At 63.7% G+C, this 14,895-nt stretch carries 16 protein-coding genes; 10 read left to right on the top strand and 6 right to left on the bottom strand.

Annotated elements, in window-relative coordinates; genetic code table 11:
- Window positions 1-68 precede the first annotated feature (68 nt).
- Both M3P21_RS04750 and M3P21_RS04745 read left to right on the top strand, forming a co-directional pair.
- Entirely contained in the window at window positions 69-875 is an 807-nt protein-coding gene (locus tag M3P21_RS04750) for a protein-disulfide reductase DsbD domain-containing protein (protein ID WP_249707307.1), read from the top strand.
- The gene (locus M3P21_RS04745) at window positions 872-1,297 is read left to right on the top strand and encodes an NUDIX hydrolase (RefSeq protein WP_249707306.1); all 426 of its coding nucleotides are present in this window, start codon (window positions 872-874) and stop codon (window positions 1,295-1,297) included. The genes M3P21_RS04750 and M3P21_RS04745 overlap by 4 nt, the downstream gene beginning before the upstream one ends.
- Here M3P21_RS04745 and M3P21_RS04740 read toward each other — a convergent pair.
- The 6 genes from M3P21_RS04740 to M3P21_RS04715 all read right to left on the bottom strand — a co-directional run bounded on the left by M3P21_RS04740 (window position 1,278) and on the right by M3P21_RS04715 (window position 8,779).
- Window positions 1,278-4,682: an efflux RND transporter permease subunit gene (locus tag M3P21_RS04740; protein ID WP_249707305.1), complete on the bottom strand. Its 3,405-nt coding sequence runs from the start codon at window positions 4,680-4,682 to the stop codon at window positions 1,278-1,280. The two genes, M3P21_RS04745 and M3P21_RS04740, sit on opposite strands and share 20 nt — an antisense overlap.
- Window positions 4,683-4,688: 6 nt before the next feature.
- Window positions 4,689-6,143, bottom strand: coding sequence for an efflux RND transporter periplasmic adaptor subunit (locus M3P21_RS04735; protein ID WP_249707304.1), 1,455 nt, complete (start codon window positions 6,141-6,143; stop codon window positions 4,689-4,691).
- A 106-nt stretch (window positions 6,144-6,249) separates the two neighbouring features.
- Window positions 6,250-6,792 carry a molybdenum cofactor biosynthesis protein B gene (gene moaB, locus M3P21_RS04730; protein WP_249707303.1) on the bottom strand — a complete coding sequence of 181 codons (543 nt, stop codon included), beginning with the start codon at window positions 6,790-6,792 and terminating at the stop codon, window positions 6,250-6,252.
- A gap of 6 nt (window positions 6,793-6,798) precedes the next feature.
- Window positions 6,799-7,419, bottom strand: a complete 621-nt coding sequence (locus M3P21_RS04725) for a LysE family translocator (protein WP_249707301.1) — start codon at window positions 7,417-7,419, stop codon at window positions 6,799-6,801.
- The gene (locus tag M3P21_RS04720) at window positions 7,416-8,015 is read right to left on the bottom strand and encodes a metallophosphoesterase family protein (RefSeq protein ID WP_249707299.1); all 600 of its coding nucleotides are present in this window, start codon (window positions 8,013-8,015) and stop codon (window positions 7,416-7,418) included. The genes M3P21_RS04725 and M3P21_RS04720 overlap by 4 nt, the downstream gene beginning before the upstream one ends.
- Window positions 8,016-8,017: 2 nt before the next feature.
- Window positions 8,018-8,779: a uracil-DNA glycosylase gene (locus tag M3P21_RS04715; protein WP_249707298.1), complete on the bottom strand. Its 762-nt coding sequence runs from the start codon at window positions 8,777-8,779 to the stop codon at window positions 8,018-8,020.
- Window positions 8,780-8,861: 82 nt separating this feature from the next.
- Between M3P21_RS04715 and M3P21_RS04710 the strand changes: the two genes are divergently transcribed.
- From M3P21_RS04710 to M3P21_RS04675, 8 genes are all read left to right on the top strand, one after another.
- Complete coding sequence (locus tag M3P21_RS04710; RefSeq protein ID WP_249707297.1) at window positions 8,862-9,434, top strand: scavenger receptor class F, member 2; 573 nt, start codon at window positions 8,862-8,864, stop codon at window positions 9,432-9,434.
- Between the two features lie 71 nt (window positions 9,435-9,505).
- Window positions 9,506-10,444, top strand: a complete 939-nt coding sequence (locus tag M3P21_RS04705; protein WP_249707296.1) for an aspartate carbamoyltransferase catalytic subunit — start codon at window positions 9,506-9,508, stop codon at window positions 10,442-10,444.
- Window positions 10,441-10,968 carry a hypothetical protein gene (locus M3P21_RS04700; protein ID WP_249707295.1) on the top strand — a complete coding sequence of 176 codons (528 nt, stop codon included), beginning with the start codon at window positions 10,441-10,443 and terminating at the stop codon, window positions 10,966-10,968. Before M3P21_RS04705 ends, M3P21_RS04700 begins: the two co-directional genes overlap by 4 nt.
- Complete coding sequence (locus tag M3P21_RS04695; protein ID WP_249707294.1) at window positions 10,953-11,339, top strand: hypothetical protein; 387 nt, start codon at window positions 10,953-10,955, stop codon at window positions 11,337-11,339. Before M3P21_RS04700 ends, M3P21_RS04695 begins: the two co-directional genes overlap by 16 nt.
- Window positions 11,336-12,616: a dihydroorotase gene (gene pyrC, locus M3P21_RS04690; RefSeq protein WP_249707293.1), complete on the top strand. Its 1,281-nt coding sequence runs from the start codon at window positions 11,336-11,338 to the stop codon at window positions 12,614-12,616. Before M3P21_RS04695 ends, pyrC begins: the two co-directional genes overlap by 4 nt.
- Window positions 12,616-13,224: a glycerol-3-phosphate 1-O-acyltransferase PlsY gene (gene plsY, locus M3P21_RS04685; protein ID WP_249707292.1), complete on the top strand. Its 609-nt coding sequence runs from the start codon at window positions 12,616-12,618 to the stop codon at window positions 13,222-13,224. Before pyrC ends, plsY begins: the two co-directional genes overlap by 1 nt.
- A gap of 83 nt (window positions 13,225-13,307) precedes the next feature.
- Window positions 13,308-13,850 (top strand): GbsR/MarR family transcriptional regulator, encoded by a 543-nt coding sequence (locus M3P21_RS04680; RefSeq protein WP_249707291.1) that lies wholly within the window; start codon window positions 13,308-13,310, stop codon window positions 13,848-13,850.
- 104 nt (window positions 13,851-13,954) lie between these two features.
- Window positions 13,955-14,797, top strand: a complete 843-nt coding sequence (locus M3P21_RS04675; RefSeq protein WP_249707289.1) for a fatty acid desaturase — start codon at window positions 13,955-13,957, stop codon at window positions 14,795-14,797.
- Window positions 14,798-14,895: the final 98 nt, after the last annotated feature.

The raw sequence follows: 14,895 nt of genomic DNA, 5'->3' as shown, positions 1-14,895 counted from the left end.
TGAAATTACCGGCACTGACCTTAACGTGAGTTGGAATTTCCCCGGCAAGAGCGCATGTAGAAACCATGATGAAACACGCGTTCCCCCTCCTGTTGCTCACCACGCTGGCAGCCACCCCGGCGCTGTCGCAAAACATGGACGATATCGTGCAGCTTGATGTGCTGGACGGCGGGCGAACCGAGCGGGGCACCTATCTGGGGGCGCTGCGCCTGACCCTTGCAGACGGGTGGAAAACCTATTGGCGCGCGCCCGGCGACGCGGGGATACCGCCGCGCTTTGACTGGGGGGCGTCGCGCAATCTGGGCGGGATCGACATTACCTGGCCCACCCCTGAAATCCACGACCAGAACGGATTGCGCAGCATCGGTTATACCGACCAGCTAGTTCTGCCGGTCGAGATCACACCCCGGAACGCAAACAAGCCGGTGCGCCTGCGCGGTGAAATGGAGCTTGGCATCTGCAAGGATGTCTGCATTCCCAGCACGCTCGATTTCGATCACAAGCTCGACGCCGAGGCGGGCCGCCACCCGGCCATCGCCGCAGCCTTCGCGCAACGGCCCTATTCCGGCAAAGAGGCCGGTGTCACCTCGGTCACCTGCCGCCTGCAACCCACCACTCAGGGCGTGCGCATTGAGGCACAGATCACCATGCCATCAGCGGGTGGCACCGAGGTTGCCATATTCGAACCCGGCGATCCGGCGATCTGGGCCGCTCCGGCTGAAACTCGCAGGCAGGGCAACACGCTGATCTCCACTTCAGAATTCGTCACCAGCAGCAACGGCCCGATGGCCTTGGACCGGTCCGAAATCCGGATCACCGTGCTGGGTGCGAAACACAGTGTCGACATTCAGGGCTGCCCGGCGGCACCCGGATGACACAGGTTCCCAGAATTGGGGCCTTGGCGGTGGTTCTGCGCGATGGCAAGGTGTTGCTGGCCCGACGCCGCAACAATCCCGATGCCGGGCTGTGGGGCTTTCCCGGCGGTCATGTGGAATGGGGCGAAACCGTGCTTGCAGCGGCAACGCGCGAGCTGCGCGAGGAAACCGGCATCCATGCCGAGCCGATCGACTACCTGACCAATCTGGACCTGTTGCAGCATGGCGAGGATGGCAATGTCGAGCTGCACTACCTGCTGGTCGGCGTGGCCTGCCGCTATGTCGGCGGGACCCTTCAGGCCGCAGATGACGTTTCGGACGCGCAATGGTTCGATACCCGGACGGTTCTGGCCGGAGAGCTGGCAATGAGCGCCCGCGTGCCCGATCTGCTGGGGCTGGCGCTCAGGAGCGGGTTCTGGTGAGCCGCGCCGCATAAAGCGCCGATACCAGCCAGCTTAGCAGCAGAATCACCAGCGCGCCCGCAAAGAACAGGACCAGCCCGCTGCGCACGCCGCCTCCGGCAGTGAACGTCGCCAGTGGCGCGGGCAGCGTCCCGGTGACCAGCGGCCAGATCATGGTAGGCACCAGCCAGCCGAGCGTTGCAACTCCGCTGACCAAAATCGCCAGGCGGATTCGCGGGTCGGAACTGCGCAGCGCGCGACGCAGGGCGCTGACGGGCCGCCCGACATCGCGCTGAATCGCGATCAGAGCCGGAACCAACAGCAGCACCATGAAAACGCCGAAGCCCAGCCCATAGACCAGCGTGATCACCGTGGGTTTCAGGAATTGCGCCTGCTGCGAACCCTCAGTGAGGAGCGGCGCCAACCCCAGAACCGTGGTGAGTGTTGTCAGCATCACCGGCCGCAACCGGTCCGCCGCGCCCTCGATGATCGAGGGGACAAGACCGCGCTCTTGGGCATATTGGTCAATCGTCGTGACCAGCACGATTGAATCGTTGATGATGATCCCGGTCATGCCCAGCAGCCCTACCACCGTGAACATGCTCAACGGAATACCATGCAAGTAATGTCCAAAGATCGTTCCGACTAGGCCGAAGGGGATCACCGCCATCACCACCACAGGCCGTGTCCAACTGCCGAAGACCCAGGCCAGAACCAGATAGATACCGGTCAGGCACAGGATCAGGCCGGTTCGTGCGTCGGTGAGGAATTCATCCTCCTGCTCGCTCAGCCCGGCAAGCCGCCATTCGACCTGCCGCGTGCTGGCGATCTCGGGCAGGATTTCGCTACGCAGGGCGGTCTCGATTTCTGCCGCGCGGGCCGGATCATCTTCGGCGATATCGCCGGTGACCGAAATCACCCGCACGCCATTCTCACGCCGCACGGTCGAGAACCCGGTCCGCTGCTGGACCGAGACAATATCGGCAAGCGGCACATAGGTGCCCGAGGGTGACCGCATCAGCGTACGTTCCAGAAAATCGGCGGTCAGCTCATTCTCGGGCAGTTCGACGCGAATTTCGGCACTGCGCGGGCCGTCGGGATAGGTCGCCGCCTCGATCCCGTTCAGCCGGTTGCGCAGCGCCCGGCCCAGCATCTCGATGGTAAAGCCCAGCGCTTGTCCCTGCGCGGTCAGATCCAGGATCACCTCTTCCTTGTCATAGGCCAGATTGTCCTCGACGGCTGACACTTCCGGGTAGCGCAGCACGGCGGCCTGCAAATCCTCGGACGCCGCTTTCAGCGTACTGACATCGGCGCCATAGAATTGCACATCCAGCGCATCGCCGCCGGGCCCGGACCGCCAGCCGCGGAAGCTGACCACTTCGGCCAGCGGGTGGCGACGGATCTCTTCCTGCAATTCGGCAATGAACTGGAAGCTGGAATAGGGGACCTCGTCCTGGTCAAGGCGCAGGTCGGCGTCGATCAGTTCGATCGAAAGCCCGCCCAGGAGGTCGGTCTCCTTGCCCTCCATTCCCGACAGGGCACGACCGGCATTGCCACCGATCTCGACCATGACATAGTCAACCGGATACCAGCCATATTGCCGCTCTAGCCGGTCCGAGACCGCATCCGTGGCACGCTGCAACTCGGCCAGCATGGCCATCGTGTCGGTGCGGCTCGCCCCCTCGACCATCGCGATATTGCCGGTCACGGAGCCCCGTTCAGGCGCGTTGAAAAAGCGCCATTGCACATCGCCCTGAATGAACAGCGCAAGCTGGCCGGCAAGCAGAGCCAGCGCGCCTGCGATCACGACATAGCGGGCCTGCACGACCCAACCCATCAGCGGTCTGAACCAGGTGTCGCGCACCCAGCGGAAGCCCCGGTTCACGATGCGGTTGGGTGCGTCATACCAATGCTCTTTGGCGGAATGGGCGATGGCGTGGGACATGTGGTTGGGCAGGATCAGGAAACATTCCACCAACGAGGCCGCCAGAACGGCGATCACGGTGAAGGGGATGTCCTGGATCAGCTCTCCGAACCGCCCACCGATGGCGGTGAGGCCAAAGAAGGCGATGATCGTGGTCAGGGTCGCCGCCAGAACCGGCATTGCCATGCGCTGCGCGGCGCGTTCCGAGGCGACAACAGGGGATTCGCCCAGTCGCCGGGCGCGGAAATCGGCGTGTTCGCCCACAACAATTGCGTCATCCACCACGATACCCAGCGTGATGATAAGGCCAAAGAGGCTGACCATATTAATGGTCAGACCGCCAATATACATCAGTGCAATCGCCGCGAACATCGCCGCCGGAATACCCGCTGCCACCCAGAAGGCGATGCGCGCATTCAGGAACAGGAACAACAGGCAGACAACGAGGCCAAGCCCGACGAGGCCGTTATCGACCAGAATGTTCAGCCGCCCGGTGATCGCCTCGGCCCGGGTGCGGATCAGTTCGACCGTCACGCCCTGCGGCAGGCTGGCCTGCATTTCGGCGGCGACCTTTTCGACCTGACGCTGCACCTCGATCGCGTCACCGCCATCGGCTCGGTCGACGCGGATCGACATGGCCGGGTTGTCGCCCACGAAATAGCTGCGCTCGCGGTCCACCCCCTCGACCCGGATGGTGGCCAGATCGCTGATCAGCAGTTTCGAGCCGTCCGGGTTGGAGCGCAGCACGATCCCCTCGATATCTTCCGGCGCGCGTTTCTGGACCCCCGTGCGCACGCGGGCATTGGCGCCGGTCACATCTCCGGCCGGGTTGGTGTCGACTTCGCCCGCGATGGCATCAGCGATCTGCGCCATCGTTATGTCATTGGCGATCAGCTGCATCGTCGGCACTTCGATGATGGTGCGCGGCGCTGCAGCACCGCGAATGGTGGTCCGTGCCACGCCCGCCGCAAAGAGGCGCGTGACAAGCTCATCCGCCAGCAGGCCTAGCTGCGCCGGCTCGACTGGGCCGGTGATGACGACATCGGTTACCCGGTCCCGCCAGCCGCCACGCCGGACCTTGGGCTCTTCGGCGTCCTCGGGCAGCGTGGTGATCCCGTCAACGGCCGCCTGCACATCGTCCGAGGCGCGCGACATGTCCCAGCCCGGTTCGAATTCCAGCGTCAGGTTGGCGCGCCCCTCGCGCGACCGGGCCTCGGACCCGGCGACGCCGTCAAGCGCCAGCAGGGTGGGTTCCATCACCTGAACGATGGCACTGTCCACATCCTCTGGACCTGCGCCATCCCATTCGACGCTGATGCGCATATCTTCGATGATCACATCGGGAAAAAACTGTGCCCGCATGTTCGGGATCGCCGCCGCACCCAGAACCAGCAGCACTACCAATAACAGGTTGGCCGCCGTGCGATGCCGGGTGAAGTAACTGAGCAGCCCGCCTGCCGCACCTGGGATCTCGCGGACCATAGCGGGTTATCCCCCCATCCGGGATTCGATCCGCAGCACCAGATCTTCGGGTACGCGCAGTTCCGCCAATTGCCCCAGAACCTGCGCTTTCTCGTCAGGCGGGATACCATCGCTGCCTTCGACAAAGGCCACCAGACGCGCGCGGCGCTCGTCGCTGAGCTCCAGCAGCGAGGCCGCCGGAACCAGCTGCGCCTCGCTGCGGACCGGGCGCACCTTGATCCCTGGCCCCAGCAGCGGCGTGCGTCCGACAATCACCTCGCGCCCGGCCAGCCCGTCACCGCGCAGCAGCACTTCGTCGCCCTGACGGCGGACCAGACGGACGGGCAGCAGCTCGAGCCGGTCATCGGCGCCCAGAACCAGCACGGTCCCGGCCGCATCCAGCGCCGAGGACGGCAGGCGCGCGACGGCTTGCAGCGCGGGTTCTTCGACCGCGACGGTGACGAAATCCCCGGGTTTGAAACCGCGCGCCGCTTCCAGCCGGGCAAAGATCAACCGTCCGGACTGACCCTCACCAGCGGCGGCGCTGTCACGGCTGATCACGCCGCGCGCAGTCAGGTTGGTCCCGGTGATTTCCAGCGAGGCGATTACGGGCGCCGCGATCAGGTCGCCCTCGTCATCGAGCAGCCTTGCATATTGCGCGGTCGAGACACGAAACGCCACCTCAAGCGCGTCGGTGTCGACCAGTTCGGCAAGTTTCTCATTGGCCGAGACCAGCCGCCCCTCGACCAGATTGACATCGTTCAGCGTGCCATCGAACCGGGCGGTCACGGTGGTTTCCCGCAGATCGCGCTCGGCCAGCGACAAGGCACTGCGGGCGCGCATCAGGCGGGTTTCGGTCTGATCCACCCGCGCCTCGGCCTGCGCGACCGAGATTCGGCGCGCCAGCACGGCCTGCCGGGACGAGGCGGCTTCAAGCTCGGCCGATTCGACAGCCGCAGCGGTGCCCACGCCGCGTTCGGCCAGATCCAGCTGCCGCTGCAATGCCTTGTCCCGCAGTTCGGACTGGTCGATGGACGCCTGCAATTCGTCCCGCGCCAGAAGCAGGGAACGTTCGGCGTCGCGTTCTTCGGCCTCGGCATCCATCATGTCGGAGGAGGCGCGGTCCCAATCGGTCTGGGCATCCGCCGGGTCGATGCGCACCAGCACCGCACCCGCGCGGACGGTGCCGCCTTCCTCGAAATCGGGTGACAGTTCCAGCACGCGCCCGCCCGCCGCGGCGCGCAATTCCAGCGTGCGGCGGCTTTGAACCTGACCGAAGGCTTTAAGAACCGGGATCACATCCTGCAACTCGGCGGTTTCTACATTGACCGCAAAGACCCGCTCGCGCACCTCGATGGGCCGGGCCTTGTCGGCCAGACTTGTGCGAACCGCGTCAAACACCAGATGGCCGGCATACAGAAGCAGGGCCAGCGTCATCGACACCAGGAACACGCCGAGCAGACTCTGGCGTAAAAACCGCATCTTACATCCTTCTCCGGTGGCGTTGCGCTGCCTTGCCAAAGGTTAGCGGGCCTGATGGATTTGCCAACCCTGTCGACGCCTGCAAAGCCTTGAACGTACGAAGAGTTTACTTCCGTCGCAGATGTTCGTCCAATCTGGGCATGATCTCGACGAAATTGCAGGGGCGATGGCGGTAATCGAGCTGTTTTTGCAGGATGCCGTCCCAGGCGTCCTTGCAGGCCCCCGGACTGCCCGGCAGCGCAAAGAGATAGGTGCCCCCCGCAACCCCCCCCGTCGCACGCGACTGCACGGCGGATGTGCCGATCTTTTCCATCGAAATAATGGTGAAGACCGTTCCAAACGCTTCGATCTCTTTCTCATAGACGTCCCTGTGCGCCTCGACCGTCACGTCGCGGCCCGTAAGCCCGGTGCCGCCGGTCGAGATCACGACGTCGATCTGCGGGTCCTGAACCCAGGCCCGCAACTGGCCGGAGATCTCGGTGCGCTCATCGGGCAGGATCTTGCGGTCCGCCACCAAATGGCCCGCCGCCTCGATCCGGTCCACGAGAGTCTGCCCCGATTTGTCGTCTGCCAGAGCGCGGGTATCCGAGACGGTCAGCACGGCGATGCGGACCGGATGAAACTCCATGCTTTCGTCAATGCGCGACATCTGTGGTCATGCCCTTTCCAAAACGGCCAAACGCACGGCAAGCGTGATAAAGATACCACCCGTGATCCAGCCAAGAATGCGCCCGGCGCGACGGTTGCCGACAAGATGCCTGCTGGCCCCGCCCGCCATCAGCCCGACACCTGCATTGATGACAAAGCCGCCCAGCGCGATCACCGCGCCAAGAACCATGAACTGCATCAGGATCGGACCAGCTGTTGGATCAATGAATTGCGGGATGAAGGCCAGCACGAACAGGATCACCTTCGGGTTGGTAAGGTTGACCAGCAGCCCGTCACGAAACGCGTGTTTGGCCGGTTGTGCGGGCGCATCGGGCGGCGTGGCACCATTGCGAATGGCGGACCAGGCCAGAGTGAGCAGGTACAAAACCCCGACCCAGCGGATCACGTCAAAGAGCCACGGCATCGCCGCCACCGCTGCGCCCAGCCCAAGACCGGCGAGCGTCACATGCACCAGCGAACCAAGCGAAATCCCGGCGCTGGCCGCGATCGCGGCGCGCGGGCCGGACCGGAGCCCCTGACCGAAACAGAACATCATATCCGCGCCCGGCGTCAGGTTCAGTGCCATGGCTGCAGGCAGGAAAGTAAGCAACACAACCGGGTCGATCATGCATCGACCTCAAACCAGTTGACCGCTGGTCCCAGGTTGGCGACCTCAGTACGTCCAATCCGGCCCCGCGCACCCCAGCTGTCATGGATGTGGCCACAGACGGCCAGTTTTGGCTGCAGCCGTTCGATGGCATCGCGCACGGCACTTGAGCCGACCGAATCCCCCTGCGAGGTCACATCCCCCACCCCTTTGGGCGGAGAATGGGTGATCAGCACATCCGTCTCCTGACAGCGATCCAGCAGTTCCGTCGCCTCCGACTCGCTCAGATCGCAGGACCACGCACCGAACGGGGTAAGGGGAACGCCATAGCCAAGCCCGAACAACGACAGGCGATCCACTTCGACCGCCTGACCATGCAGCACATGGACGCCGTGGCGGGCAGCCCCGGTGAGTTCTTCAGCGCTTTCGGCGTTGCCAGGCACCATGACCAGCGGGGCTGAGATACCGGCCAGCATCTCCATCGCCTCTGCCAGACCCTGCCGCATGTTGCAGAAATCGCCCGCGCCGATCACCAGGTCCGCCCCGGTGCTGGCCTCGACAATCGCGGCAGCCCTGTTGCGGGCCATATGCAGATCGGAAAAGGCCAGAATGCGCATATCTAATGCCCCTTGAGCTTGGCGTTCAGGTCCAGCAGATCGGCCCATGCCTGCCGCTTCATCTGCGGCTGGCGCAACAGGTAGGCGGGGTGGAACATGGGCATGACCGGCAGGTTCATCGCCTGATCCCACTTGCCACGCAGCCGGGTGATGCCGCGTTTGCCCAGCACCGCCTGACAGCTGATATTGCCCATCAGCACCAGCACCTCGGGTTTGGCCAGCGCCACATGCCGCTGCAGAAACGGCACCATCATTGCGATCTCCTCCGGTTTGGGATCACGGTTCTGCGGTGGCCGCCAGGGCAGCACATTGGTGATGTAGACCGATTCGGTCCGGTTCAGCCCGATTGCGTCCAGCATCCGGTCCAGCAACTGCCCGGCACGGCCGACAAACGGCTTGCCTTCGCGATCCTCGTCGCGTCCGGGTGCCTCACCGATGATCATCACCCGCGCACCGGGCGTGCCATCGGCAAAGACAAGCTGGCGGGCGCCCTTCTTCAACTCACACAGATCGAACGCCGTCATCACGGCTTTCAGATCGTCAAGCGACGCGGCCGCGTTTGCCACCTGTTTCGCCACTGCGACCGGGTCGCGCGTTGCAGGTATCGCCGGGGTCTGCGCAGGTTGTGCGGGTTTGGGCTTTGGCGTCTTTTCGGCCAGGGCATAGCGGTCCACCGGTGCATCCGAGATCGCATCCGTCGCGCCCAGTTCCACCTGCCATTCCAGCAGGGCCTTCGCCGCATATGGGTCAAACACCGATTCCATGCCCGCCAGTCTAAACTCTAAGTGAACGGAGGAAAGGCGATAAGCGCTTGTCAGTGGCGCGTTCTGCCCCGAGCATGCCCACATGACCCGATTGCTTGCCCTGTTCTGGTTGGCGCTTCTGACGTGCTGGACCCTGCCCGCATCGGCGCAGGGTTTCGGCAAATGCCGCGCCGGGCAGTTGCAATGCGGTACGAGCAATTGCTGCAGCGCGGGTGAAAGCTGCAGCTTTGATGGCCATTGCATCCCGCTGGGCGGCAATTACTGCGGTGGCGGGCGCAGTTGCCCCGCCGGTCAGCTGTGCATGACTGGGGGCCTGCGCTGCGCGCCACATGGTTCGACCCAATGCGCCGACGGAACCGTCTGCACGCCCGGCAATGTCTGCGCGGGCGCAGGCCGCTGTAAGCCAAAACCCGGCACGCAGGACATCCAGCGCCCCATCGATCGCTCCGACCCCGGTGGCTGCCTGCCCGGACGCTGCCCCCGCGCGGGCTGGTTCCAATGCGAAGACACCGAATCGCAATGCCGTCCCGGCTTCAAATGCTCACGCGGGCGGGGATGCGTTCCGGTCAAGGCGGTGGATTGCGGCTATGGCCGCTGGTGCAGGCCGGGACAGCAATGCGGCGAGGACGGCGCCTGCCTTGAGGCAGCAGATTGAGGCAGGCGGGATATTGCTCCGCCCCGCCGAGCTTCCTATAAGCGCTGGCAACACCGGTTCGGAGCCAAGCCATGTCTTTTGCCCATCGTCACCTTCTTGGCATCGAACAACTGTCCCAATCCGACATCACTGCAATCCTCGACCTGGCCGAGAAATATGTCGAGCTGAACCGGCAATCGCTGAAACACGCCGATGAGCTGTCGGGCCTCACCCAGATCAACATGTTCTTCGAAAACTCCACCCGCACACAGGCCAGTTTCGAACTGGCGGGCAAACGGCTGGGCGCGGATGTGATGAACATGGCGATGCAGGCCAGCTCAATCAAAAAAGGCGAGACGCTGATCGACACGGCGATGACGTTGAACGCGATGCACCCTGACCTGCTGGTGGTGCGTCACCCGCAATCGGGTGCGGTGGACCTGCTGGCGCAGAAGGTCAACTGCGCGGTACTGAACGCCGGTGACGGACGCCACGAGCACCCCACCCAGGCGCTTCTGGACGCGCTGACGATCCGCCGGGCAAAAGGGCGGTTGCACCGGTTGACCGTGGCGATCTGCGGCGATGTCGCCCATTCGCGCGTCGCCCGGTCTAATCTGATCCTGCTGGGCAAGATGGAGAACCGCATCCGTCTGATCGGCCCGCCCACGCTGGTGCCCGGACATTTCGCCGAATTCGGGGCCGAGGTGTACGAGGATATGAGCGACGGTCTGAAAGACGCCGATGTGGTGATGATGCTGCGGCTTCAGAAGGAACGCATGGATGGCGGGTTCATTCCTTCAGAACGGGAATATTACCATCGCTACGGGCTGGACGCCGCCAAGCTGGCACTGGCAAAGCCCGACGCCATCGTGATGCATCCCGGCCCGATGAACCGGGGTGTCGAGATCGACGGCACGCTGGCCGATGACATCAACCGCTCGGTCATTCAGGAGCAGGTCGAGATGGGCGTCGCCGTCCGCATGGCCGCGATGGAGCTGTTGGCCCGTCATCACCGGGAGGTTGCCGCATGAGCGATCCGGTCACCGTTGAGGCAAACGAGTTCGGCTATCTGCGGCTGTATGCACTGGATGTCGCGCCGGAGCATGCGAAATTCCTGCGCGAACCGGGTGCCGCCGAGCAATTGCTGGGAGTCGAGGGACTCGATTCAAGCGAGATCGAGATTTTCCCGGTCTGGGACCTCGAAGGATTCGGCCTCTATGGCTACCTCGCCGAGGGCTGCGGCATTCCCGAGGATCAACTGGACGCTGAGGCGCTGGACAAGATCATGGGCTGGGTGATGCTGGTGCGCAGCGCCGCCTTCCGGAGCCGCGCAATGGACCTGACCCTGGACAGCCGCCTTGAACCGATTGGCTGCTATCGCGAGGACCGGATCGACTGGTCCGCAGAGCCGCTGATCACCAAAAGCGCCACGCCCTACTCAGCCCCACGCACCCCGCCGCGCGAAGCCCGCTCCAAAGCGGTCCGCATCGGCTTTGCGATCTTTTCCATGGTGATGATCGCGCTTGTTGCCGGGGTGATATGGCTGATCCTGTGATCCGGTTCGTGCCCGACAGGCAGGCCTATATCCGGGCGCATGCCTGGCTCGCCGCTTTTGGCATGGCGCTGGCGATGGCCGTGCTCTGGATGATGGGCAACCCCTATATCTGGACTGGCGCGCCCGCCGGATTGGCGGCCATCATGCTGCGCGGCTGGTACATGTCCTCGGAAGAACTGAGCGCGGTCTGGGAACTGCGCGACGGCGCGCTGCGCGGACCGGTCCAGACGATCCCCCTGCCCCAGATCGAAACCGTGCGCACGCTGGGCAGCGCCGTGCAGGTGATCACCGGGGCGGGCGACAAGCATCTGATCAAATTCCAGGCCGACCCGGCAGCCACCAAAGCCGCGATTGAAGGGGCCATGACATGACCACAACCCTGTTCACCAATGCCCGCCTCATCGACCCCGAAGCCGGCACCGACAGCCCCGGCTGGCTGCTTGCCCGAGATGGCGTGATCGCCGCCCGAGGGGCGAAGACACCGCCGGAAACCGATGGCGAGGTGATCGACTGCGGTGGCAAGTGTCTGGCACCCGGCATCGTCGATATCGGCGTCAAGGTGTGCGAGCCGGGCGAGCGGCACAAGGAAAGCTACAAATCCGCCGGGCTGGCGGCGGCGGCGGGCGGGGTCACCACCATCGTGACCCGCCCCGACACGCTGCCGGTCATCGACACGCCCGAAACGCTGGAATTCGTCACCCGCCGGGCACAGGCGGATGCGCCGGTCAACGTGTTGCCGATGGCGGCGCTGACCAAAGGCCGTGAGGGCCGCGAGATGACCGAGATCGGTTTTTTGATGGATGCCGGTGCGGTCGCCTTCACTGATTGCGATCATGTGGTGAGCAACACCAAGGTGTTCTCCCGCGCGCTGACCTATGCCCGCTCCTGCGGCGCGCTGGTCATCGCCCACCCGCAAGAGCCGGGCCTGAGCCAGGGCGCGGCCGCCACCAGCGGCAAGTTCGCGACGCTTTACGGCCTGCCTGCCGTGTCACCGATGGCCGAGCGTATGGGGCTGGATCGCGATATCGCGCTGCTGGAAATGACCGGCGCCCGCTATCACGCCGACCAGATCACCACCGCCCGCGCCCTGCCCGCGCTGGAACGCGCCAAGCGCAATGGGTTGGACATCACCGCAGGCACCTCGATCCATCACCTGACGCTGAACGAGTTGGACGTGGCCGATTACCGCACCTTTTTCAAGGTCAAGCCGCCGCTTCGATCGGAAGGCGACCGCCAAGCCGTGATCGAGGCGGTGCGCAGCGGTCTGATCGACATCATCAGTTCGATGCACACCCCGCAGGACGAAGAAAGCAAGCGGCTGCCGTTTGAAGAGGCCGCCTCGGGCGCGGTGGCGCTGGAAACCCTGCTGCCCGCAGCACTGCGGCTTTACCATGGCGAGCAACTGGACCTGCCCACCCTGTTCCGCGCCATGTCTCTGAACCCCGCAAAACGCCTGGGGCTGAACACCGGCAAGCTGGCCGCGGATGCGCCCGCCGATCTGGTGTTGTTCGACCCCGAAACGCCCTTTGTGCTTGACCGGTTCACCCTGCAGTCAAAATCGCAGAATACGCCGTTTGACGGCCAGCGGATGCAAGGTAGGGTGCTGGCAACCTACGTGGCCGGAGCGGCCGTCTACCGGAGAAATTGATGTTCGCAAACGACACTTCATCCGACATGCTGATCCTGTGGGCCATCATCGGCTACGGGCTGGGCTCGATCCCGTTCGGCATGATCTTTGCCCGCCTCATGGGGCTGGGAAACCTGCGCGAGATCGGGTCGGGCAATATCGGCGCCACAAACGTCCTGCGCACCGGTAGCAAGCTGGCCGCCGCCCTGACCGTTTTGTTCGATGGTGCAAAAGGTGCGGTAGCATTGCTGCTGGCGCGCCACTTCGCGGGCGAGCAAGCCGCCCAGATCACCGCGCTTGCCGCCTTTATGGGCCATTGCTTTCCGATCTGGCTGGGGTTTCGGGGCGGCAAGGGTGTGGCCACCTTTCTGGGCATCTGGCTGGCGCTGGCCTGGCCTGTCGGCATCGCCTGCTGCCTGACATGGCTGGCGGGCACGGCGGTTTCGCGGATGTCCTCGGTCGGGGCACTGGCGGCAGCGGCGGCGTCCACGCTCTGGATCATTTTTCTGGGCTATGGCGGAGCACTCGTCCTGGGCATCATCCTGACCTTGCTGATCTATCTTAGGCATAGCGAGAACATCGGCCGGATCAAATCCGGAACCGAACCCAGGATCGGCTCGAAATCCTGATCCCATAACGGTTCCGCAAAGACACTTGATCGAATCGTGTTTATCTGTAAATTCTGATAATACAGAAATTACAGGAACACTTGATGCAACTGACACCAGCCATGCAGGACTTCATCCTTCACTGGGGGGATATGGGCACCAAGTGGGGCGTGAACCGCTCGGTGGCGCAGATCCACGCCTTGTTGCATATCTCGCCCGATCCGCTGACAGCCGATGACATCTGCGACACGCTGGGCCTTGCGCGCTCGAACGTCTCCAACGGGTTGAAAGAGTTGCAAAGCTGGAAGCTGGTGAAATCCAGCCGGCAATTGGGGGATCGCCGCGACCATTTCCATTCAATCCGGGACATGTTCGACCTGACCAAGGCGGTGGTCGAAGGCCGCCGCGAGCGGGAATTCGCGCCGACCCTGGCGGCCCTGCGTGAAGTGGCGAAAGAGGCCGAAACCGACGGCACCTCAACCAAGATACGCCAACGTATCGGTGAAACGCTCGATACGATGCAGATGTTCGATGACTGGTATGTCGACGTGCGCAGGCTGCCGCGCGGCATTCAGCTAGCCGTCGTCAAGCTGGGCGGGCGCATCGCCCGCCTGTTGCCAAAGGGACAGAAGGAAATGTCAGAGTAAAAAAATTTGCACCTTTATTTCTCTCATAACAGAAATAACCGTCTTTTTCGTAAGTAGCGGCGCTCGACGGTTCTTCCCAAACGATCCACGAAGGGAGCTATCACATGACCGATCTGAACCCATCCCGGCACCCGGAGCGTCCACCACGCGGCATCATCTGGACCGATCTGGTGCCTATGAGCCGTTGGACCAAAGCGAAGGAACTGATGCTTCCGCTGCCGTGGCTGCTGTTTTCCCTGACACTCTACGGCACGTCCCTGTGGCCGCTGGGCGGCATCGGCAGCTTCATGTTCTTCCTCTGCGCCCTGCGCCTCAATCACGAAGCGATCCACGGCAATCTCGGCCTGCCCCGCAGCGGGGACAATCTGGTGATGCATGTGCTGAGCGCCCTGATGCTGGGGTCGAACCATGCCTTCAGCCATTGCCACCTGCTGCATCACAAGCATGCGATGGGACCGGGGGATTGCGAAGGGAAATGCGGCCATATGACCCTGCCACAGGTGCTGATCTATGGCCCGCGTTTTCCGGTTGATATCAATCGCGCCGCCTGGGCGGGGTCGAATGCGCGGGGACGCCGACGCATCCTGATTGACTGGAGCCTCGTGATTGCCGTCATCACCATCGCCTTGCTGACCGGTTCTCAGGTCCTGCTGCTGCATGTGGCGGCGATGAGCGTCGCCCAATGTCTTTCCGCGCTCTTTGCGGTCTGGATCACCCATCAGGACACTCATGGCAGCGGCGTCGCGGCCCGCAGTCAGCGGGGCGTGCTGGCGCGGCTGGCTTACCTGATGTTCTATCATCGCGAACATCACCTGTTTCCGAAGGTTCCGGTCAGCCGCCTGCCCGTGCTGGCAGATCGGTTGGATCGCTCGGTCGCAGGATATGCCTCGCGTCGCAAGCCCGTGATCGGGTGGCTGGAACCGCGCCGGTTCAGGATCGAACCCTGATCCGGTCCGGTGCGGGTGAGCGGACCGGGATTTTGGCGGACCCTGAGCGTGAGTGCACAGGGTTCGTTCACCAGCACACAATCACCATTACTTGTTTT

It is taken from the genome of Ruegeria spongiae, from assembly GCF_023502395.1.
GTDB lineage: Bacteria > Pseudomonadota > Alphaproteobacteria > Rhodobacterales > Rhodobacteraceae > Ruegeria_C > Ruegeria_C spongiae.
Note: the sequence above shows the minus strand (reverse complement) of the source record. Positions and strands in the feature narration are given on the sequence as shown.